This is a genomic window from Bartonella fuyuanensis, from assembly GCF_014197255.1.
GTDB classification, from domain to species: Bacteria; Pseudomonadota; Alphaproteobacteria; order Rhizobiales; family Rhizobiaceae; genus Bartonella; species Bartonella fuyuanensis.
On record NZ_JACIFE010000007.1, the window covers coordinates 51,414 to 72,231 of the forward strand.

The following is a 20,818-nucleotide window of genomic DNA, read 5'->3' on the forward strand; positions in this document are numbered from 1 at the left end:
TCATCTGAGGTTCAGATGGAAAATACTTTTTTTCTATCTTGTTACACACTATAGAAAAATGGAAATGGGCATGGCGGTAAAACTGTCGGTTAATCTTAATGCTGTCGCTGTTTTGCGCAATCGACGTAATCTTCCATGGCCCAATGTCAAGAATATTGGGCATATAGCGCTTTCCGCTGGAGCAGCAGGTTTGACAGTTCATCCACGCCCCGATGAAAGACATATTCGTTTTGCGGATTTGCCAGATATATACTGTTTAATAAGGAATACTTTTCCTACTGCTGAGTTTAATATTGAAGGTTATCCAAGTGATCGATTTTTAGATATTGCTGAAAACTATGCGGACCAGATTACTCTTGTCCCGGATGATCCAGATCAGTCAACGTCTGACCATGGTTGGAATTTTGTACATGATGCAGAATTTTTAGCGCCTATTATTCAGAATTTGAAAAAGAGAAAGATTCGTGTATCACTTTTTGCCAACCCTATTGTCGATGGCCTTGATATTGCTAAAGCAATGGGCGCTGATCGTGTGGAATTTTACACTGGACCTTACGGTGCTGCATTTCAGGATAAAACCAAACAAGGTCAAGAGTTAAATAAACTGATTCTAGCAGCAAGGAGAGCTAAAGAATTGCGGTTAGGTATAAATGCTGGGCACGATCTGACAATTATGAATCTTCCCATTCTTGTTAGGAATGTTCCTTGGCTTGATGAAGTTTCTATTGGCCACGGACTTATTGCTGATGCATTAGAGTATGGAATGCATGATACTGTTCAGCGTTTTATCCGGTTATTGTCGTAATCTTTTGCTTTCTATAAAATTGGTAGAGAAGGTTTTAGCAGTTTATTTAGAAAACTAATTTTATATATGTTGAGATAAATATCACCCTCAGCATACATTAAAAATATTCTATTACTGTTTTTTTATTGGCAGCTTTCAATTTTTAGGGTGTGAGATGCTCTCTTATTAGTAGCATCCATTATGAGGAGGTTTTACGAAATCTTCTTATTATAATTTTTCGAAGAGGCGTAGAGTTTTAAAGGTATTTTAAAAGGATTAGCGTAGAATTTTTAATGGATCTGTGCACAAAATTTTTGAGCTTAATAAGATGCTTTAGAGTGCCTGCTTTTTATAAAACACTTTGCGAAGTATCAACTCTAGCACAACAGGCTTTTAGGGGCTTATCCCAATTCCTTGTATCATATTCGTAAAGATCAAGTTGAAGGGAATATATCGACAACCCCTGCTGCAAATGTGAAAGGAAGGCGTGATGCTATAACAGAGTTTCGCGTGCCTTTATCATCTGAAATATTAGAAATTTTGAAACAAGCGCGTTTGCTTTCTCGCAATGATTTCCTTTTTTTGCTAAAGGTCGTGGTCCTCTTGGTTATAAATCAATGCCTAGCAGAAGCTATATAAGCTAGGGCGAGCAGTAAGATGGAGAAAAAAGAGATTCTAGCTTTTACTCCAAAGAAAAATACGGAGCAAATAACAACAAATTAAGTAAAATTGTATAAACCACAAGAGGTGGTCTAAAAATGGCTATTTAAAGAAAAAAATCTATATATTTCAATACGTTAAACGCAAAAAATGGTGCCCAGACGCGGATTCGAACCACGGACACGCGGATTTTCAGTCCGCTGCTCTACCAACTGAGCTATCTGGGCATGCTTCATAAAACATGTAAGATGTTTGCGGTTATAACATTAAAAATTTCTCTGTCCAGTCATCAAAAGAAAAATAATTGATTTTTTAATAAGTTTATCTTTCTATTCTAGAAATTTTTCTATGAATCTTTATTATAAAATAAATTTGATGGGTATGTTATGATACGTTAGTGTATTGCTATCAGAATGCTATCTTATCGGGGTGGTGATGCAAAAAAATACAAGAATCAACCTATAAGCATGATAAAGTTTCCGTGAGTTTTAAGCTTACAAGATAAATAGACAATATTTTTGACTTTTTTAAAGATATTATTGAATAATCTTTAATAATGGTTTGTTTTTTTATAGAAAGAAAATCATCTAAAAGGGGAGAATAATGATAATGTTACAAAAACCAAGCAGTCGTCCCAATAATCCTAATTTTTCTTCAGGTCCTTGTAGTAAATGGCCTGGTTGGACTCTTGGAACTCTTAAAAATGCATTAGTTGGGCGTTCGCATAGATCTAGAGAAGCAGAGTTAAAACTTGCTGAAGTTATTGATTTAACTCGTGAAATTCTTGAAGTTCCTTCTGAGCATCGTATAGGAATTATGCCTGGTTCGGATACTGGTGCTGTTGAGGCTGCTCTATGGTCTCTATTAGGTGAGCGTGGCATTGATATGACAGCGTGGGAAAGTTTTGGGTTAGGGTGGAATAGAGATGTTGTTGAGCAATTAAAGCTTTCTGATGTACGTTGTTTTGAAGCTCCTTATGGTGAAATACCGGATTTAACACAACTTGATTTTGATCGTGATGTAGTTTTTACATGGAATGGGACGACTTCTGGTGTGCGTATTCCTAATGCGGATTTCATTCCGGATAAGCGGGCTGGGTTGACTATTTGTGATGCAACATCTGCGGCTTTTGCGCAATATCTCGATTTTTCAAAATTAGATGTTGTTACGTTTTCATGGCAGAAAGTTTTGGGAGGTGAGGCAGCACATGGTATGGTGATTTTAAGTCCTCGTGCTATTGAAAGGCTTGAAAATCATGTTCCAGCTTGGCCTATGCCTCAACTTTTCTGTATGACGAAAAATGGAAAGTTGAACGAAGATATTTTTAAAGGAAAGATAATCAATACGCCTTCTATGCTTTGTGTTGAAGATTTTCTTGAAGGTTTGAAGTGGGCAAAGTCTCTAGGAGGTGCTGCAGCATTAAGAGCACGGGTTGAGAAAAACTTTTCTATCCTGGATGCTTTTGTTCGCAAAACACCATGGTTAGAATATTTGGCAAAAGATCCTGAAGTGCGTTCTAACACATCTATTTGTTTAAATGTTGTGGATCCCGTGATTACTGCTTTGGATACTGAAAAGCGAATATCTTTTATAAAAGCAGTTGTGAATCGTCTTGATGAGGAAGGGGTCGCTTATGATATCGGTTCATACCGTAATGCCCCTCCTGGATTTCGAATTTGGGCAGGTATAACAATTGAGGCTTCTGATCTTGAAATTTTAACACAATGGCTTGAATGGGCATTCCAATTTGAAAAAGCACACCTTTAACTAATTACTGGCGATTTTCACAACACATTTCAAACAAAAAAAGATATGAGAAATTATTATTTTGTACTTTTTGTGGTGAAAATAATAAATTTAAAATGTTTTGGTGTTTGTTTATCTGTATTACCATAAATTTGAAAATTTAATTTACTTGAAGATTGAGAAAAATCTGAAATGAGGAGTCGCACTTGCTCTAAGGTTTCGTTATAAAGAAGCATTTGTTTTTGAATGCTGGTTTTTTTTGACCAAACAGACGGAGAAAGTTATGACCAATGTAGTTGTTGTTGGTACACAATGGGGTGATGAAGGCAAAGGTAAAATTGTAGATTGGTTATCTAAGCGAGCAGATATTGTAGTGAGATATCAGGGGGGGCATAATGCAGGCCACACATTGGTTATTGATGGAGTTAGTTACAAATTATCACTTTTACCGTCTGGTTTAGTGCGTGGAAAACTATCAATTATTGGCAATGGGGTTGTTGTCGATCCTCATCATTTTGTCTCAGAATTAAAAAAACTCTGTGATCAGGGTATAAAAATTACACCAGAAATTTTACGTATTGCTGAAAATGCTCCCTTGATTCTTTCTTTGCATCGTGATCTCGATGCTATTCGAGAAAGCGGTTTATCTGGTTTAAAGATTGGTACAACAAAGCGTGGTATTGGGCCGGCCTATGAAGATAAGGTGGGGCGTCGTGCTATTCGAGTGATGGATTTAGCAGAAAAAGATACGCTTATGGTTAAGATTGAGCGGCTTTTGAGGCATCATAATGCTTTACGTCGTGGGATGGGTGTTACAGAGATTGACTCTCAATCGCTTTATGATGAATTAATGCAAGTCGCAGATAAAATTTTACCTTTTATGGATTGTACGTGGCGTCTCTTAGATGAAGGATATCGGGGAGGGAAACACATTCTTTTTGAAGGTGCTCAAGGTGCTTTATTAGATAATGATTTTGGAACTTATCCTTATGTGACGTCATCTAATACAGTTGCTGGGCAGGCATGTAGTGGCTCAGGGATGGGGCCTGGTGCAATTCATTATGTTTTGGGTATTGCAAAAGCTTATACCACACGTGTTGGAGAAGGGCCGTTTCCAACAGAGCAGATAAATGATATTGGTGAATTCCTGGGAGTGCGTGGACATGAGTTTGGTGTTGTAACAGGCCGAAAGCGTCGATGTGGTTGGTTTGATGCTGTCTTAGTACGTCAGATGGTAGCAATTTGCGGCGTTCAAGGTATAGCATTGACAAAACTTGATGTTTTAGATGGCTTGGATGAAATAAAAATTTGTATTGGTTATGAGCTTGATGGTAGAAGGATTGATTATTTACCTTCTTCCATGGGAGTTCAAGATCGGGTGAAGCCTGTTTATGAAACATTAGAAGGTTGGAAAGAAAAAACAGCACATGTCCTGAAGTGGGAAGATTTATCAGTGCAGGCTATTAAATATATACGCTATATTGAAAAACTGATTAATACAAAAGTGGCCTTATTATCCACAAGTCCGGAGCGTGAAGATACTATTCTTATTACAGATCCCTTTGCAAATTGATTATGGCGTTTATATTTTTATTATATTCGTTTTTGTATCTTTCTATAAAGAAAATTTTTAAGAGTGCGGGAGAGAAAGGTGCAAAATAGTATTGTTTATTTTTCATATTCATTTTAAATTATTACGATAGTTGTACCAATATAAATGACAAACAATTTAGAAGGCTAAATAAAGTTTTTTAGTTTTAGCGCTGGTTTTTTCTCAGTTTAAGAGAGATTATAAAGGAAATGGTAGATTTCGTTGGAATCTTAAAAAGGGCGATTAATACACAACATAATGTCACACCACAAGTGCGTAAGCGGGTTTATAAGCGAGCTACTGAAACATTGGAACATCAATTTATAATAGCAAAGATACCACAAACAATAGCGGATAAACAAAGAAAGATTCTTCAAAGCTCTATTGAAACTGTTGAGGAAGAATATTTAGCAGTTGAAAAGAAGTTGCTTTCTTCAGTTATTGGGTGGAATTCCACAAATATAAATGGGGACAAAGAATATACAAAAAAAAGCATATTATCAAAGAATAATGAATTTTCCGAGGTAAACATAAAAAAAAAGCAGGATTTTATTACATGTTTAAAGGGTAACGAGGCATCTGATAAGCTTTATGTACCAGATATACCAGATGCAGAGCCTGTTAATGTGGAGGTTTATTTGCCTTCTCAGCATGTTAATAGCTGTGCGTTAAAGGTTTCTCCTTCGCAGACAGATAGTTCGCATATTGTTTCGCATATTTTTTCTCAGGCTTTACATCGTGCGAATAAATCATTGGTGCAAAGGCGTGTAGTGATAAGTACTATTTCTATTGCTAGTTTTGTTGTTTTAACTATTGGTATTTTTTTTGTTGGTGGGCGTGTATTTATACCAAATGATCATCAGTTATTAGGAGAAAATTTTCAAGCTTTCCATAAAGTACCACAGGCACTTTCAGTTAAGAGAAAGTTAACACAACGCTTGTTAGAGGATGGAAGTGAAATTGATGTTGGTTTAAAACAAGCGGCGGATTCTTCGGATAGAGAAGGAGTCTCAACAGTTTTTTCCAGCAATTTAGAATCGCTTGAGAAATCAGGTGAAGCTATTTTTTATCAAGCACGTACAACTAATGATGTAGAAAAAATAGCAACAGGAAGAGCTCGCTGGAAACTTATAAAGGAGTCTCATGTGAAGGGAGATCCAGAAGAAACAGCTATACAAGGTGATATAACAATTCCCGATGAAGGGGTATCATTACGATTAATTTTACGTCGGAATACTGATCGGTTATTTCCTGCTGCATATATTATGGATCTTATTTTTATTCTTTCTGATAAATTTTCAGGTAAAGCAATAAGCAATATTCAAGCATTAACCTTTAAAGCAAGTGAACAATCCATTGGCCAGGCTTTAACAAGAGCTAGTGCTGTGAAGATTAACGATGATTTTTTTCTTGTTGCATTGAGTGGTAATCATCCATTTCTTGATCGTAATTTACAACTGATGCGAGAATTAGATTGGATGCGCTTGGTGTTAACGGATAAAAATGGACGTATAAATGAATTAACCTTTGCCAAGGGATCAACAGGTAAGGTTATTTTTAATGAAGTTATTGAACAATGGCTTGCACAATTAGATGAGTCAACAGTTCTTGGTCAAAAAAATAAAACGTAAAGACCCCAAAATAAAAGATCATGGAAAATTCTCTACGCCGATTTTACCAATTATTACCGAACGCAGTTAATAAAGTTCGCCCATCAATAATTCAAAGGATTTAACAGGCTTATTTAAAAGCATAAAGCAAAGAATACTTTTTTCATTTAAAGAATATGCAAAAAACAGGCTATAAAGCCTACATTTAATTTTGAGATAAAGCAGAAACTTTAATAGAATTTTGCACTTTTTCAAAGGCACGCATTTCAATTTGCCTTACTCGTTCTCGACTGATGTTAAATTCACCAGAGAGTTCTTCTAGAGTTAGCGGTATATCGCTTAAACGACGTGCTTTGAATATACGTTTTTCGCGATCACTAAGATTGTCCATGGCATTTATAAGCATGGAACGACGATTTTCTAATTCATTTTTTTCAATTAAAATTTGCTCTTGATCGTTTGATTCATCCACCAACCAATCTTGCAACTCACTGTTCTCCCCTTCTTTTGTCCGAATTGGTACGTTGAGTGAAGTATCACCACAAAGTCGACGATTCATTGATACAACTTCATCTTCTGTGACGTTCAACTGAGTCGCAATTTCTTTTGCTTGTTCTGCATTGAGGTCGCCACCATCAAGTGCCTGAAGTTTACTTTTTAATTTACGAAGGTTGAAAAACAAGCGCTTTTGATTAGCTGTTGTTCCCATTTTCACCAAACTCCAAGACCGCAATACATACTCTTGAATTGACGCTTTAATCCACCATATTGCATAAGTTGCGAGACGAAATCCCCTTTCTGGTTCGAAACGTTTCACAGCTTGCATGAGTCCAACATTGCCTTCTGAAATGACTTCCCCAATGGGCAGTCCATAACCGCGATACCCCATCGCAATTTTAGCTACGAGACGCAAATGACTTGTTACGAGCTTATGCGCAGCTTTTAGATCATTATGCTTACGGTAACGTTGAGCTAACATATATTCTTCTTTTGGTTCAAGCATTGGAAAACGACGCACCTCTTCCAAGTAACGGTTTAAACCGCCATCACTTGTCATTACCGATAACAAATTCATATGGGTCATATAGCACCCTCCTTTTATCTGAATTCCCTGATAAGGCAAATTCTACGTTGCAGACAGAAAACTATCCTTTTAACTTCACTCTAGCATATTTTTCAATTTTGTTCAAAAAAAGATATTTTATTGTGAAATCTTGAGAAGAAGAAAAGTTTCAATTTATTTTTTTAAAGTGCTTAATAAGTTTAGTCATATCTTGAGGCAGCGGTGCGGAAAACGACATAATTTTATCAGTAGAAGGATGTTCAAAAGTAAGACTTGCAGCATGGAGCGCTTGCCGGTTGAATTGCTCTATTGCATTTTTAATAGTAGGATTAAGAGTGTTTAATTTTGTTTTAAAAGCGTTTCCATAAACCGTATCACCTATAAGTGGATGTCCGACATGAGCCATATGAACACGGATTTGATGGGTACGTCCGGTTTCTAGGCGACATTCCAGAAGGCTAGCAAAAGATGTTGCGTCCGTATGAATGCTGTATTTTTCAAGCAGAGAAATATGTGTAACAGCATGACGAGCATAACGGTTTTGGTTATGGATGACAGCTTGCTTTGTTCGGTTATAGGGCGAACGGCCGAGAGATGCATCGATTGTCCAGATATTGCGATGAGGGACTCCCCAAATCAAGGCCTGATAGCGTCGATCTAATGCGCAGGTACGCCCATGATCAGAAAATTGAGCACTGAGACTTTTATGAGCTAGATCATTTTTTGCAACAACCATAACACCGCTTGTATTTTTATCGAGACGATGAACAATACCAGGGCGTTTGACACCACCTATACCAGATAAACTATTACCACAGTGGTAAATAAGGGCATTAACCAACGTACCGGTCCAATTGCCATTGCCAGGATGAACAACAAGACCAGCTGGTTTATTAATAACAACAATATAATCATCCTCAAAAAGGATATCTAATGTAATAGCTTCAGCACTAGGCTCTGCATCACGAAGGTCAGGCATTGCTAATTCAATGATTTGGTTAGGTTTTAATTTTGTTTTTTGTTCCTTTATGATTTGACCATCAATTTTAAGATAGCCTTCACGGATGAGAGTTTGCAAACGTGAACGTGATAAAATATTATGATATTGTTTTGCTAACCACTGATCGAGACGTTGCCCAAGAGCACCTTCATCCGTTATTTTCTGTATAACCATACGATTCCTATTAAATTTTTAATAAAGATCTTCTTACCAATATGAAATTGCTTTACTATCGAGAAATTCTTTAATTCCCCAAAGTCCTCCTTCACGGGCGCGTCCAGAAAATTTTACACCTCCGAAGTAACTTCCATTCGGTAACTCATATCCATTAACTTCTATCATACCAGAGCGTACTTGTGCCGCAATACGACGACATTTATTGCGGTCTTGCGATTGAATATAATTTGTAAGGCCATACTCAGTTTCATTCGCTAAAGCGATGGCTTCTTCTTCTGTCCTAAAAGAAAGAATCGAGAGAACCGGACCAAAGATTTCATCTTTAAAAATACGCATATGCGGTTTTACATCAGAAAAGACTGTTGGACGAACATAATAACCGCGTTCCATTCCTTTTGGTAAACCAATCCCACCTGCAACAAGAGTTGCACCTTCATCAATTCCTGATTGGATAAGGTCTTGAATTTTATCATATTGTTTTTGTGAAACGACAGGTCCAATATGATTTCCTTTTTGGTAGTTTGGTCCTACTTTTGTTGTTTCTGCAATATCTCTAGCTATTTTTACGGCTTTATCATAGATATTTTGTTCTACAAGCATACGAGTCGGTGCATTGCAACTTTGCCCACTGTTATAAAAGCAGTGTCGTACACCACGTTGAATAGCATCTGAGTCGGCATCAGAAAAGATAATATTCGCTCCTTTCCCTCCAAGTTCTAGACAGACTCTTTTTAAAGTAGCACTAGCATTTTTAGAAATATCTTTTCCTGCTCTGGTTGAGCCAGTAAAGCTGATCATTTCTAGATCTGGATGTGCTGAGAGGTAAGAGCCGACAGTTGCACCATCACCATTAATTAAATTAAAAACACCAGTAGGAAGTGCAGATTCATCTAAAATTTCAGCAAAAAGCATAGCAGAAAGAGGTGCAATTTCAGAGGGTTTTAATACCATGGTACAGCCAGCCAAGAGAGCAGGGATAACTTTAAGGGTTATTTGATTCATGGGCCAATTCCATGGTGTAATTAATCCTACGACGCCGATAGGGTCGTAGTGAAGGATTGCTTGTTTATTTCCCTTTATTAAAGTTTCTTGAAATGAAAATTCTTTATAGGCTTTAATAAAATTGCGAATATGGGAACTACCAGTTGCGGTTTGCGCATTTAGTGCCATATCAATCGGTGCTCCCATTTCTATTGAAATGGTTTTTGCCATGTCTTTGGAACGTTTTTCATAGATCTCTAAAATTTTTTCAACGAATCTAAGACGATCGCTTGGTGATGTTGTTTTCCATTTTTGAAACGCTTCTTTAGCCGCATTAATTGCTTTATCCGCATCTTTTGTATTTCCAAGGCTAATGACAGCACAGGCCTCTTCTGTTGATGGATTAATGACGTTAAAATCATGAGGAGTGCTTGGATCATCCCATAGACCATTGATATAAAATTTCCGTTTATTGAACATCATTTACTCCCTTTTTCTTTTTGTGTTTATGTAATTATGATTGTCTTAGTCTAAGCTTTTAAAAACGAGGGTAACAAGGATAATTTTAATAAAAACTGAGGAGAAATTTGATTATATTATAATGATCAAGCATGGAGAGTTAAATAGAACAATGCTTTTTATTATTGGAACTGACCACTTTTTAAAATGAGCTAGAAAGAGAGGTATAGATAATTTTCTTAATTTTTTTATCATGAAGTTTTCTTCAAAACAAACAGAATATAAACTATACGATACCATAACTAGGTAATTTACGTCGTAAATAGGGAGAGGGTACATTATAAATATGCATTATGGTATTATTTTTTTCATTAAAAAATAACTGTCAGCAAAAGGTTATTAACTTTCATACGGTAGCTTTTAGGGATTCTTTTTGGAAAGGTTATTTTTTTCATTACTATAAATTTGTTGGGTGCTATGCATAATTCAAAAACAAAATCTATTTCTACATCTTCTTTTTCTGATGATGGTACGAAAGAGTCCTCAAGAGAGGATTTATCTATTAAGATTACTGAGATATTTTCTTATCCGGAAGTATGGAAAAAGGCATTTACCCTTGGGAAAAATGTTCGTTTTACGCGAACCCCAGAAGTTGAGATTTTGCGTCGTCGTATCGAAACAGATCCAGTTTTTGCAGAACAGTTTAAAATTTTTACAAAGCGAGAACAAAAAAAAAATACAGATATTATAGGTTGTAACAACAAAACGCCAAATATTCTATCAACAAAAAAAGTCATGAATCCTCAATCAATTGAGAATAAAATAACAATTTGTCATCCAACAGTTTTGAAGCAGTTATCACAACAAGCTATCCGTATCTCACTTGAGGAGGATAAACAAAATCATAAATTAAAAGTGAAAAATGTGCTTCAAAAAATGAATCCTACTTTGCATCTTTCCGATGATGCATTTTTTGAGTGTGAATCTTTGATATTTGAACGTGTCGATATTCAAACTTCAAAAGAGGATAAAACATCAATTGATACGATGCATGAAACTACACCTGATATTTCCACTACCTTTGATGAATCAATAACTGCTCTTTATCGTGTTCTTGAGTACCGTTTTCCACAACTCTATAATTCAATTACATCAGAATCTTCAGAGAAAAGGATACGGGGTGTTGAGAAAATTTCTGATTTAACGCACACAAATAATGATACGATTAAAGAGTGTTATTCTAGATTTTCTGTTGAAGATTCTGCCTCTACGTTAAGTGATGCAAGGGCGTTAAACAATACTGCTGCTAGTGTAGAAACTGAGAATATTAATAATACTGTCGATTGTATAACAGAAGCTGTTCCAAAGAATTTAAAAGATTTATCTGTAGTGCAAACAAACGGTAAAACTAAAACATTACAATCTACCCGCATGCTATTAGGCAATTATGATTCTGTTTTTACGCAAAATATTCAATCTATTGAAAGTGATTCTTATGAATTTCCTCCAGTCAATTTATTACAGAAACCTATTTTTCATGAAGGTACGATGATTCCTCAAGAAACCTTAGAGCGTGGGGCTGGACTTTTGGAAAGTGTTTTGGAAGATTTTGGCATTAAGGGTGAAGTTATCCATGTTCATCCAGGGCCAGTGGTAACAATGTATGAATTTGAACCGGCAGCGGGTGTAAAGTCATCACGTGTTATTAATCTTTCTGATGATATTGCGCGTTCTATGTCTGCTATTTCTACGCGTGTTGCTGTTATTCCTGGACGTAATGTTATCGGAATTGAGTTACCCAATGCGGTTCGTGAAACTGTTTATTTACGAGAATTAATCCAAACACGTTCTTTTCGTGAAAGTGAATTTAAACTTGCTCTTGCTTTGGGAAAAGGGATTAATGGTGAACCTGTCATTGCAGAATTAGCAAAGATGCCTCATTTATTGGTTGCCGGCACAACGGGATCAGGCAAGTCTGTTGCAATTAATACAATGATTTTATCGATTCTTTATCGTATGACTCCAAAACAGTGTCGTTTAATCATGGTTGATCCTAAAATGTTAGAGCTCTCTGTTTATGATGGCATTCCACATCTTTTAACACCTGTTGTGACAGATCCCCAAAAAGCGGTGACAGCTTTAAAATGGGCGGTTCGTGAAATGGAAGAGCGTTATCGCAAAATGGCTAAGTTAGGTGTGCGTAATATTGATGGTTTTAATGCACGCGTTGCATTTGCGGCTCAAAAAGGCGAAACCATCATGTGTACTGTACAGTCGGGTTTTGATAAGGAAACGGGAGAAATGCTATATCATCAAGAAGCTATGGATCTCGTGCAGCTTCCTTATATTGTCGTGATTGTTGATGAGATGGCTGATCTCATGATGGTGGCAGGGAAAGAAATAGAGAATGCTATTCAGCGTTTAGCACAAATGGCACGTGCGGCAGGTATCCATCTTATTATGGCAACACAGCGTCCTTCTGTTGATGTTATTACGGGTACAATTAAAGCAAACTTTCCTACCCGTATTTCTTTTCAAGTAACATCAAAAATTGATAGTCGTACGATTTTGGGTGAACAAGGTGCTGAAACGCTTTTAGGTCAGGGGGATATGCTTCATATGGCAGGTGGGGGGCGTATTGTGCGCGTTCATGGACCTTTTGTCTCTGATGAAGAAGTTGAATCCATCGTTGCACATCTTAAAATGCAGGGAAAACCCGATTATTTAGCAACGGTAACAGATAATGAAACTGACGATAAAGAGGATGTTTCTATTAATTCGATTTCTGGAGTTCCTGAGGAAGAAAATTTTGATGAAGATGGTGATGGACTTTATAGCCAAGCTGTAAAGATTGTTATGCGTGACAAAAAATGTTCAACATCTTATATTCAGCGTCGACTTTCGATTGGCTATAATAAAGCAGCCTCTCTCGTCGAGAAAATGGAAGAAAAAGGCATTGTTGGAGCTGCTAATCATGTTGGAAAACGTGAAATTCTACTTAATGAGGAAAAATAAAATAAGCATATTTAAAAGTGTGCGATTTTTAAAATCTCTGACAGTCATTATTTAAATGTATTTGTTTTATTTTTTATCAAAGTAATAAAAAATTGAGAAAAGAGGAATTTTTCTACAACAATTTGATTTATAATAATAATTCATTGTTTTGTATGTTGAATGAAAGTTCCGAATACCGTGGCATTTTCTCATTCTAAGTCTATTTATGTTGAAATAACCAAAACCTTTTGTTTCCACGTTATAAGCGGGATTAGGGTGTGGATGAAAACTGTACAAGAAAGAAATAAAAATGCCACTTATAAAGCCGTTTTAATGCAATAATTGTAACAACATTGAGAGCATGCAAATATAATGATGGTACTGGCTTGCAAAAGCAAATCTTTATATTAAGATTGCTAATGAGGTAAATATGGCTGATATCAACGGAGATTGTGCGATATTTTCAACATTTCTAGATGATTTGGAATATTAAAGAAATTAAACAAATCTTTCGATAATCGTAAATAATTTTTATTCTCTTTTTATAGAGAAATTTCTAGTTAAATAGTGTGGTGGTATGTTTTTTATTTTTCTTCTTTAGCGATTCTGCTGGAAGAAAAGTCTTTGGGAGATTATGGAAAGTATCATACGAGAAGCTTTATAATAATTTATTATTATTCATAGTGATAAAAGCCTCAAACATCGTAAGATTTTTTCATTCCATGAAACAAGCAAAATCATTATTTGTGCATTATAAATTAAGGTAGCGTAAGGATAAAAACATTTTAAAAAAGGAATTAAAATGTCTTGTATGAACATTTTCAAATGCCAAAATATTGCTAACTTAGAGAGTAGAAAGTATAATGATGATGCTAGAGGGTCTCTTTCATAAACATAAAACTGGTAAAGAACAATGCCCTGATCTTCTTTATGGGGATTTGGGAATATGTCTCTTTAAAATAGGCGTATGAATACACAAATTAAATTTATTTTTTGGGTGCTATTTCTATTTTATCTAAGAGGAGTGTTCCATTGTTAGCTCAATGAGTAGTGGTGTTGGAGGATTTTTTTATTTTATTTAGTAAAGTGGTCAAATTTTTGTTACAGGCAACTGATATAAAATATCAGGTTATTTGTGAGCAGAAGAAGGTATTTGTAAGAAAAATTAGCATTATTCATTTGAGATTAAATGCAAAACTTCTTTAGTTTTAGTTATGCCATTAAAAGCAGATGAGTTGAAGTTAAATAGAAATGAATTAAAATGTAAGCAAGAAGCTTTTCGTTTTACACCAGAGCTTTTGCCACGACCTTTTACGTGGAAAATTGATAACAATGGTTTATTTTGTGAAGTTTCAAAAGAGTTATCTGAAGTTGTTGGACCTCTATCTTCTTCTATTTTAGGGTGTAGTTTTCATGAATTAGCTCATCAATTTAATGATGATCGGTATCGGGTTCTTTGTCGTTTTATTGAAGCGGCCATACCTTGGAATAAAGAGATTGTTCAATGGCCTGTTGATGGTTGTTCTCAATGGCTTGATGTTGAATTGTCTGCTTTACCAATTTTTGATGTTAAAAAGAAGCTTAAGGGATTTTATGGTTTTGGTGTTTTAAAAATCCGAGAAAACGTCCAAGAAAAAAGAGATGAAAAGCTGGAGACAGAAATGCCGTGTCTCTCAGAGATAGAACGATCAGCTTTTCGTGAAATTGCAGAACAATTGCGTGATGAATTGAATTCATCGGTAAAAGAAGAGAATTTTGTTGAAGAAACAGCTATTCAGTTACCCTATGCACAAACATTGCCGGTAAATGCTATAGAACAAGCTCTTATAAAAGAGCCCGCTGCAGTTTTATCATTGTTGGATACAGCGACTGATGGTGTGTTATGGTTGGATGAACAGGGCTTTATTCAGTCGGCGAGTAGGGCAGCTTTAGCATTAATTGGTTATGAAATAACTGAGCTACGGGGACTGCCACTCCCTTCATTGTTTACTTTGCAAAGTCGATTTTTAGTTGAAAAGTATTTTAAATTAATCCGTATGAAGGGGAGAAATCGGGTTTTAAATCGCAATGAAACAGCTGATTTAATGACAAAAAACCATAAAAATCTAACTGTTCTTCTAACGATTGTATTTTTAGCACAGCAAGGCAATTATGCTGTTATGTTGCGCAATATGACTGCGACAGTTCTATCAGAAGAAAAAAAAGAAGCGGAGAATAAAATCATTGAAGTTGTTCATGAAATACGAACACCTTTGAATGCTCTCATTGGTTTTGCAGAAATTATGAAAGATGGCCGTTTTGGTTCGATAGAAAGTGCACGTTATCATGGATATTTACGCGATATTATTTCCTCTGGAAGGCATATATTATCGCTGATTAATCAATTACTAGAGTGCTCGAAGATAAATTATTCTGGTTCAAATAACCAAATTGCTTCCTCTCTTATTGCTGAAACATTTGATGTGATATCTTGTTTACGTGCGACGATAGCTTTTCTTGAAACTCAAGCCAATCATAACGGCATTATCATGCGTGTTGTTGCTCCACCTCATGTTCCATTTATTTCGGTATCACAACAAGTTTTTCGCCAGATTATATGGAATCTTCTCTCTAATGCCATTCGTTTTACACCATTAGGTGGGCAGATTATTGTTCACGTTTCTTCTAGAAAAGAACGCGTAAAAATTTCAGTGAGCGATAATGGTATAGGTATGAGTGAAGGGGAAATTGTACAGGCATTGCAACCTTATGGGCAGATAGAGCGTAAAGATGAGCGATCTGGTGATAGGACTTTTATTGGAACTGGTTTAGGTCTTCCAATGTGTAAGGCAATGGTGGAAGAAAGTGGGGGACAATTTTTATTGTTTTCAAAACCAAATCATGGAACAACAGTGGAAATGTTTTTTCCTTATGTTCCATGATGTAAATTATGTATAGATTTATTTTTTTTTAGCCAAAAGATCTCTAATTTCTGTTAAAAGTTGTTTTTCTAAAGATATTTTGGGGAGGTTTTCCTCTTCCTCTTCTTTTTCTTTTCTACGGATTTTATTCATAGCTTTAACGAAGAAAAAAAGAACCCAAGCAATAATGAGAAAATTGATAAATAAAGTGATAAAGTGTCCATAACTAATGGTTGCTCCAGCTGCTTTGGCTGCACTTAATGTTGCTTGTTTTTCTCCAGCTAGTTGAATAAACATATTAGAAAAATCAATCCCACCTGTAATAAGCCCAATAATTGGCATAAAAATATCATTGACAATTGAGTTTACCAGACTACTAAAAGCGCCCCCTATAATCACACCGATAGCAAGATCAATCATATTACCTTTTAGGGCAAATTCTTTAAATTCTTTAAGCATTGCGTTTTCCCTTTATGTAAGCGATATAATTTACTTACCGCGTTTGATAAAAAAGGAAAGGGCCTATTTTATTTAGGGGTTATTAATATTACTTTCTAAAGAATATTATAAGATATTAAAATTTTTAATAAAAGCTTTGTAGATTTTATTTAAGTGTATATTAAATATTTCGTAGAAAAAAGCTTTTTAAATAAAAACAGCAGAAACTTGTGCTTAATTTATGTAATTGTGTTACAGATTCTTAAAAATTTTATTAATATAGTACAAATAGTTGAATATTATGCTGCTAATTAAAATAGTGAAACAATAGTATGAGTGTAAATAGTTGTATGAACCATGTATTTTAGAAATGCTAGGGGAAAAATGGCTTTATAAAGCAAGCCTTGTTTCTATTAAAAATAATATTACCTAAAGAAGCCTAGGAATAGTGATGTGCTTGCCTTTTTAGGGGCATTATGCGCTTGCCTGCAAGAGATAAAACTATGGCTCTGAAAGCTATTGCTGCCTAAATTTACGCTGTATTTTAATAGGGTTTAGAATTCACATTTTAATCTCTGAGTAATAGCAGGAAAAGAAACGTTTTTTCAAGAATAAAAAGTTTTGTACACAGTATGCATCAATATAAATGTGTATGGCTGTTATGTAATGGATTTTCTTATAGTAAGGGAAGCATTATTATTTGAATCGTGTGTTCTCTTATTGATGATCTTTTATGTTAAAAGATATAAGTGAGGTGTGATAGATTATTTTTTATGTTGTGGAGAAAAATTGATGAGTTTTTTTCGTTGTATTGGCCGTTCTGCTTTATTTATGTTGGATCCTGAGCGTGCACACTGTTTGGCGATTGTTGGACTGAAAAGTGGATTAAACGGCTGTCAACAGGTTGTCGATAAACGTTTATGTTTAACTATTTTAGGGCTTGAGTTTAAAAATTTTATTGGTCTTGCAGCAGGGTTTGATAAAAATGCAGAGGTTGTAGAGGGTGTTTTTCGTTTAGGATTTGGTTTTACTGAAATTGGCACAGTGACACCAAAGCCTCAGATTGGAAATCCTAAACCACGTCTTTTTCGTTTAAAAGAAGATGAAGCGATTATTAATCGAATGGGTTTTAATAATGATGGACATCAAGTTGTTTACAACAGATTGCGTGCATGTAAAAACACTGGTGTTATAGGAGTCAATATTGGAGCCAATAAAGATACAGTTAATAAGATTAACGATTACACTGTTGGTATTTCTTATTTTTATGATGTTGCTGATTATTTTACGGTTAATATTTCTTCTCCGAATACGCTGGGTTTGCGCGATTTACAGGCTCGTGATAATTTGCATCTTTTATTGAATACGGTTTCACAAGCGCGCAATGAGCAAAAGAAAAAGCATGGATTTTCTATTCCCATTTTTTTAAAAATTGCTCCCGATTTATCAGAGAAGGAATTAGATGATATTGCTGAAGAAATAAAACTTTCTGATTTTGATGGACTCATTGTTTCCAATACGACTCTTTCACGCCAAGGTCTTAAGAATAATCGCTTGAGCCATGAAAAGGGAGGTCTTTCTGGATGCCCACTTTTTGAGCGTTCCACTATTGTGCTTGCAAAAATGCGTCAAAAATTAGGGAAGGAGATTGCACTTATCGGTGTTGGTGGTGTAAAGGATGCACAGACTGCTTTGGAAAAAGTAAAAGCTGGTGCAGATTTGATTCAATTATATAGTGGGTTGGTTTATGAAGGTCCAAAGCTTGCTATAACTATTCTGAAAGAGATTTTGCAGATGATGCAACAAGATGGTGTTGATAATATAAAAAATTATCGTGATCGTAATCTTGAGCATTGGGCAAAATTTTCTTTGTAAAAGACTTTTTTCTTTATAAAAAATTGCGAGATTTTTTTAAAGGGGCTTGCAAACTTTGTTGATCTTCCTTATGTCACATAAATGAAAAATAAATGTTTACGAAATCGTGAACAGGTGTGATGCATTTCCTTTTTATGCGGTTGTAGCTCAGTTGGTTAGAGCGCTGGTTTGTGGCACCAGAGGTCGTAGGTTCAAATCCCACCAACCGTACCAAGGAATTTTTCTAAAAGATTTTGTTGAAAGTACTAGGAAATAGATGTGCAAGATGAACAAGCGCTTGCTGAGGTATTTTAGCAACGATTGTTAGTGTTTGGGGGTATAATGTTGTATAAAAAACGCAACATATGGCATGAAGTCCAAAAAACAAATAAAGGCTACAGTGTGCTTCTCTTTTAAAGAATTTCGAATCAGGTGCCTGGAAAACGCCTTAAATCGATAGCGGATAGATTGCCGACACAATCTCTTCTCCGCACATTAAAGATTTTGACTCATTATATGTTACACGCATATAATGGCTTTGTCGGGTGTAGTTACGCTATACAATACCCTTTATGGGAAAAGCATAACGATGGACTATCGACCGTGTTCTTCAGCACCGGCACTCTTTTATTGAGTGTCAGTGAAAAATATCTAATCGATAGGAGTTCATCATGAACACTCTTATAAAAATATCAGAACAAGTCATTGATCAGCAAACCGTTCAAACTGTTAATGCGCGTGAATTACATACGTTTTTAGAAGTTAATATACGCTTCAACGATTGGATTTCACGACGGATTGAAGAATATTCTTTTCAAGAAAATCAGGACTTTGTGAGTTTCGGTAAAAATTTACCGCAACCTAAAAGTGGTCGTCTAAGTACAGAATATCACATCACTTTAGACATGGCGAAAGAGCTTTCAATGGTTGAACGTAACGAGAAAGGACGTCAAACTCGTCGTTACTTTACTGAGTGCGAAAAAAAGTTAAAAAGCCAATCTGTTGATAATGACCGTGATACACGCTTTGCTTTCCCAAAAGATTGGGATAAAATATCTCCAACTAAAAAAGCTGTTTACATTTATGGACCTCTTCATATGCATCTTGTTAAAGCTTTTACGTTAGTAGAAGAGATTAGGCATTGTAAAACGCTTGTTGAAGAAGTCAAGCAAGTTTTAGAAAAATCTATTGTAAAAGCTGCTTAAGTAAACAACATGACTCATCTCCCCGTTTTAAAAGCGGGGAGGGGATCATTGTATAAATTTCTTGACATAAGCTTTGAATGTAGTACATTGTAATACAAACAAATAAGAGGTTTAAGCGAATGGGTAAAATTCAAGCACGCATACCTGATGAAATTCAGGAAGTTGCAAGCGCAGTGATCAAATCCACGGGCTTAACTGTATCAGATGCAGTGCGTATGTTTATGACCCGTATTGCTAGAGATAGAGCATTGCCACTTGATCTATTTCAACCCAATTCGGAGACATTGCAGGCTATCGAGGAAGCTGAAATGGAACCTGTCGAACGTACGTCATTGGATGGTTTGCGAGCCATGATTCGTGATGATAAAGCCGAAATATGTAAGTCTGAGAAGTGACTTTGGTTAGCGATGTGGGAAATCGTTTATACTAAATCTTTTCGGCGTGATTTGAAACGTAAAAGTAAAGGGCGATATGCTGATACATTAGAGACAGATTTGCTGCTTGTGATCAAAGCATTAGCGGAAAACGAACCCTTAAAAATACAGTGGAGAGATCACGCACTAACAGGTCAATGGCGAAACTGTCGTGATTGCCATATTAAGCTAGATCTGGTTTTGATCTATCGAAAGCTTGATGATGAGACTTTAGAACTTTTGCGGCTTGGTTTACATTCTGAGCTGCGTTTATGATAATTTTTCAATTTTTTGAAAACTACTGTTTAAAATGTGCGAAATTGATAATTCATTTGCTAAACAGTTTCGCACATCTCAGAATGTATTTAGAGTCGGATATTTGGTTTTTGTGTAAAAGTATTTCCTACAGCATCTATAAGACGTGAAAAATCAAGCGCTAATAAGAGTATAATGAGTACAATCCATTTCGTATAACGTGACATCACTTTTACACTTTTATAGGTCATGATAATTTCTTGAAGGATTTCTTTTTCTCCTTCTGTAAGCTCTGTGTCGTTTTTTGTTTTTTTGCTAGCCATGTTTCCACCCACACACACGTTCACCTAGATTATTGTGCTTTAAGATCTCTCTTGCTAAATTGGAACTGATGACGTTCAGATCTTGCCTCTCTAAATAAATTGGCAACCAGCCAACACAAGAAGAAGCATATTTATGGGTCACGCAACCAGTCAGAGAGAGCAGCACGCACATCAGTATCACTTTTCTGATTAACTTCATTTTCCACCTCAAGTCGTGCTGTTGCTGCCTTTAAAGCCTTTTCTGTTTGCTTTTGCTGTTCTGCTTTTTTTCCAAGAGTAAAAGCTTTGGCTAAAGCCATAAAAAAAGCGGCTAGAGCCGCGCCTGTTAACAGCAGATTTCTTTTTATCCATAAGATCATAGACGA

The 20,818-nt window shown here is 35.7% G+C and carries 17 protein-coding genes, 2 tRNA genes and 2 pseudogenes; 13 read left to right on the forward strand and 8 right to left on the reverse strand.

The window, feature by feature from the left end:
• The first annotated feature begins 70 nt into the window (after positions 1-70).
• The 3 genes and pseudogenes from GGR08_RS04225 to GGR08_RS08235 all read left to right on the forward strand — a co-directional run.
• Positions 71-805, forward strand: a complete 735-nt coding sequence (locus GGR08_RS04225) for a pyridoxine 5'-phosphate synthase (RefSeq protein WP_183194140.1) — start codon at positions 71-73, stop codon at positions 803-805.
• Positions 806-1,122: 317 nt separating this feature from the next.
• Positions 1,123-1,404 (forward strand): annotated as a pseudogene (locus tag GGR08_RS04230) (site-specific integrase); the annotation flags it as partial.
• A gap of 8 nt (positions 1,405-1,412) precedes the next feature.
• Positions 1,413-1,507 (forward strand): annotated as a pseudogene (locus GGR08_RS08235) (helix-turn-helix transcriptional regulator); the annotation flags it as partial.
• An 88-nt stretch (positions 1,508-1,595) separates the two neighbouring features.
• On the opposite strand, the gene GGR08_RS04235 reads toward GGR08_RS08235, so the two are convergent.
• Positions 1,596-1,671 (reverse strand) — tRNA-Phe (locus GGR08_RS04235).
• Between the two features lie 376 nt (positions 1,672-2,047).
• Between GGR08_RS04235 and GGR08_RS04240 the strand changes: the two genes are divergently transcribed.
• From GGR08_RS04240 to GGR08_RS04250, 3 genes are all read left to right on the forward strand, one after another.
• Positions 2,048-3,211, forward strand: coding sequence for a phosphoserine transaminase (locus tag GGR08_RS04240; protein ID WP_183194141.1), 1,164 nt, complete (start codon positions 2,048-2,050; stop codon positions 3,209-3,211).
• 262 nt (positions 3,212-3,473) lie between these two features.
• A complete protein-coding gene (locus GGR08_RS04245) occupies positions 3,474-4,763 on the forward strand; it encodes an adenylosuccinate synthase (RefSeq protein WP_183194142.1) in 1,290 nt (429 codons plus the stop codon).
• Between the two features lie 227 nt (positions 4,764-4,990).
• Positions 4,991-6,412, forward strand: coding sequence for a hypothetical protein (locus tag GGR08_RS04250; protein WP_183194143.1), 1,422 nt, complete (start codon positions 4,991-4,993; stop codon positions 6,410-6,412).
• A gap of 184 nt (positions 6,413-6,596) precedes the next feature.
• On the opposite strand, the gene rpoH is transcribed toward GGR08_RS04250, so the two are convergent.
• From rpoH to GGR08_RS04265, 3 genes are all read right to left on the reverse strand, one after another.
• The gene (gene rpoH, locus GGR08_RS04255) at positions 6,597-7,475 is read right to left on the reverse strand and encodes an RNA polymerase sigma factor RpoH (protein WP_183194144.1); all 879 of its coding nucleotides are present in this window, start codon (positions 7,473-7,475) and stop codon (positions 6,597-6,599) included.
• A 148-nt stretch (positions 7,476-7,623) separates the two neighbouring features.
• Complete coding sequence (locus GGR08_RS04260) at positions 7,624-8,628, reverse strand: RluA family pseudouridine synthase (RefSeq protein ID WP_183194145.1); 1,005 nt, start codon at positions 8,626-8,628, stop codon at positions 7,624-7,626.
• 33 nt (positions 8,629-8,661) lie between these two features.
• The gene (locus GGR08_RS04265; RefSeq protein WP_183194157.1) at positions 8,662-10,092 is read right to left on the reverse strand and encodes an aldehyde dehydrogenase family protein; all 1,431 of its coding nucleotides are present in this window, start codon (positions 10,090-10,092) and stop codon (positions 8,662-8,664) included.
• A 456-nt stretch (positions 10,093-10,548) separates the two neighbouring features.
• Between GGR08_RS04265 and GGR08_RS04270 the strand changes: the two genes are divergently transcribed.
• Both GGR08_RS04270 and GGR08_RS04275 read left to right on the forward strand, forming a co-directional pair.
• Positions 10,549-13,086 carry a DNA translocase FtsK gene (locus tag GGR08_RS04270; protein WP_183194146.1) on the forward strand — a complete coding sequence of 846 codons (2,538 nt, stop codon included), beginning with the start codon at positions 10,549-10,551 and terminating at the stop codon, positions 13,084-13,086.
• Positions 13,087-14,279: 1,193 nt separating this feature from the next.
• Positions 14,280-15,986, forward strand: coding sequence for a PAS domain-containing sensor histidine kinase (locus GGR08_RS04275; protein ID WP_183194147.1), 1,707 nt, complete (start codon positions 14,280-14,282; stop codon positions 15,984-15,986).
• Between the two features lie 18 nt (positions 15,987-16,004).
• On the opposite strand, the gene mscL is transcribed toward GGR08_RS04275, so the two are convergent.
• Positions 16,005-16,424, reverse strand: a complete 420-nt coding sequence (mscL, locus tag GGR08_RS04280) for a large conductance mechanosensitive channel protein MscL (RefSeq protein ID WP_183194148.1) — start codon at positions 16,422-16,424, stop codon at positions 16,005-16,007.
• 771 nt (positions 16,425-17,195) lie between these two features.
• Here mscL and GGR08_RS04285 point away from each other — a divergent pair.
• From GGR08_RS04285 to GGR08_RS04305, 5 genes are all read left to right on the forward strand, one after another.
• Entirely contained in the window at positions 17,196-18,278 is a 1,083-nt protein-coding gene (locus GGR08_RS04285) for a quinone-dependent dihydroorotate dehydrogenase (protein ID WP_183194149.1), read from the forward strand.
• 136 nt (positions 18,279-18,414) lie between these two features.
• Positions 18,415-18,491, forward strand: a tRNA-His gene (locus tag GGR08_RS04290).
• Positions 18,492-18,928: 437 nt separating this feature from the next.
• Positions 18,929-19,462, forward strand: coding sequence for an antA/AntB antirepressor family protein (locus tag GGR08_RS04295; RefSeq protein ID WP_183194150.1), 534 nt, complete (start codon positions 18,929-18,931; stop codon positions 19,460-19,462).
• Between the two features lie 119 nt (positions 19,463-19,581).
• A complete protein-coding gene (locus tag GGR08_RS04300) occupies positions 19,582-19,857 on the forward strand; it encodes a type II toxin-antitoxin system RelB/DinJ family antitoxin (RefSeq protein ID WP_183194151.1) in 276 nt (91 codons plus the stop codon).
• A gap of 12 nt (positions 19,858-19,869) precedes the next feature.
• Positions 19,870-20,151: a type II toxin-antitoxin system YafQ family toxin gene (locus tag GGR08_RS04305; protein ID WP_183194152.1), complete on the forward strand. Its 282-nt coding sequence runs from the start codon at positions 19,870-19,872 to the stop codon at positions 20,149-20,151.
• Positions 20,152-20,240: 89 nt separating this feature from the next.
• Here GGR08_RS04305 and GGR08_RS04310 read toward each other — a convergent pair whose 3' ends face one another.
• From GGR08_RS04310 to GGR08_RS04315, 3 genes are read right to left on the reverse strand one after another with little or no spacing between them, the layout of a single operon-like run.
• Positions 20,241-20,453 (reverse strand): hypothetical protein, encoded by a 213-nt coding sequence (locus GGR08_RS04310; RefSeq protein ID WP_183194153.1) that lies wholly within the window; start codon positions 20,451-20,453, stop codon positions 20,241-20,243.
• Positions 20,446-20,652 carry a hypothetical protein gene (locus GGR08_RS08240; protein ID WP_246350122.1) on the reverse strand — a complete coding sequence of 69 codons (207 nt, stop codon included), beginning with the start codon at positions 20,650-20,652 and terminating at the stop codon, positions 20,446-20,448. Before GGR08_RS08240 ends, GGR08_RS04310 begins: the two co-directional genes overlap by 8 nt.
• On the reverse strand, positions 20,585-20,812 hold the full coding sequence (locus tag GGR08_RS04315; protein ID WP_183194158.1) for a hypothetical protein: 228 nt from the start codon (positions 20,810-20,812) through the stop codon (positions 20,585-20,587). The genes GGR08_RS08240 and GGR08_RS04315 overlap by 68 nt, the downstream gene beginning before the upstream one ends.
• Positions 20,813-20,818: the final 6 nt, after the last annotated feature.

What these genes read in the sequence shown, in the direction of transcription:
- GGR08_RS04265 (WP_183194157.1), bottom strand. Translation starts at nt 10,092, where the DNA reads ATGTTCAATAAACGGAAATTTTATATCAATGGTCTATGGGATGATCCA.
- GGR08_RS04240 (WP_183194141.1), top strand. Translation starts at nt 2,048, where the DNA reads ATGATAATGTTACAAAAACCAAGCAGTCGTCCCAATAATCCTAATTTT.
- GGR08_RS04295 (WP_183194150.1), top strand. Translation starts at nt 18,929, where the DNA reads ATGAACACTCTTATAAAAATATCAGAACAAGTCATTGATCAGCAAACC.
- GGR08_RS04300 (WP_183194151.1), top strand. Translation starts at nt 19,582, where the DNA reads ATGGGTAAAATTCAAGCACGCATACCTGATGAAATTCAGGAAGTTGCA.
- GGR08_RS04270 (WP_183194146.1), top strand. Translation starts at nt 10,549, where the DNA reads ATGCATAATTCAAAAACAAAATCTATTTCTACATCTTCTTTTTCTGAT.
- GGR08_RS08240 (WP_246350122.1), bottom strand. Translation starts at nt 20,652, where the DNA reads ATGAAGTTAATCAGAAAAGTGATACTGATGTGCGTGCTGCTCTCTCTG.
- GGR08_RS04260 (WP_183194145.1), bottom strand. Translation starts at nt 8,628, where the DNA reads ATGGTTATACAGAAAATAACGGATGAAGGTGCTCTTGGGCAACGTCTC.
- mscL (WP_183194148.1), bottom strand. Translation starts at nt 16,424, where the DNA reads ATGCTTAAAGAATTTAAAGAATTTGCCCTAAAAGGTAATATGATTGAT.
- GGR08_RS04305 (WP_183194152.1), top strand. Translation starts at nt 19,870, where the DNA reads ATGTGGGAAATCGTTTATACTAAATCTTTTCGGCGTGATTTGAAACGT.
- GGR08_RS04225 (WP_183194140.1), top strand. Translation starts at nt 71, where the DNA reads ATGGCGGTAAAACTGTCGGTTAATCTTAATGCTGTCGCTGTTTTGCGC.
- GGR08_RS04250 (WP_183194143.1), top strand. Translation starts at nt 4,991, where the DNA reads ATGGTAGATTTCGTTGGAATCTTAAAAAGGGCGATTAATACACAACAT.
- GGR08_RS04310 (WP_183194153.1), bottom strand. Translation starts at nt 20,453, where the DNA reads ATGGCTAGCAAAAAAACAAAAAACGACACAGAGCTTACAGAAGGAGAA.
- GGR08_RS04245 (WP_183194142.1), top strand. Translation starts at nt 3,474, where the DNA reads ATGACCAATGTAGTTGTTGTTGGTACACAATGGGGTGATGAAGGCAAA.
- GGR08_RS04285 (WP_183194149.1), top strand. Translation starts at nt 17,196, where the DNA reads ATGAGTTTTTTTCGTTGTATTGGCCGTTCTGCTTTATTTATGTTGGAT.
- GGR08_RS04275 (WP_183194147.1), top strand. Translation starts at nt 14,280, where the DNA reads ATGCCATTAAAAGCAGATGAGTTGAAGTTAAATAGAAATGAATTAAAA.
- rpoH (WP_183194144.1), bottom strand. Translation starts at nt 7,475, where the DNA reads ATGACCCATATGAATTTGTTATCGGTAATGACAAGTGATGGCGGTTTA.
- GGR08_RS04315 (WP_183194158.1), bottom strand. Translation starts at nt 20,812, where the DNA reads ATGATCTTATGGATAAAAAGAAATCTGCTGTTAACAGGCGCGGCTCTA.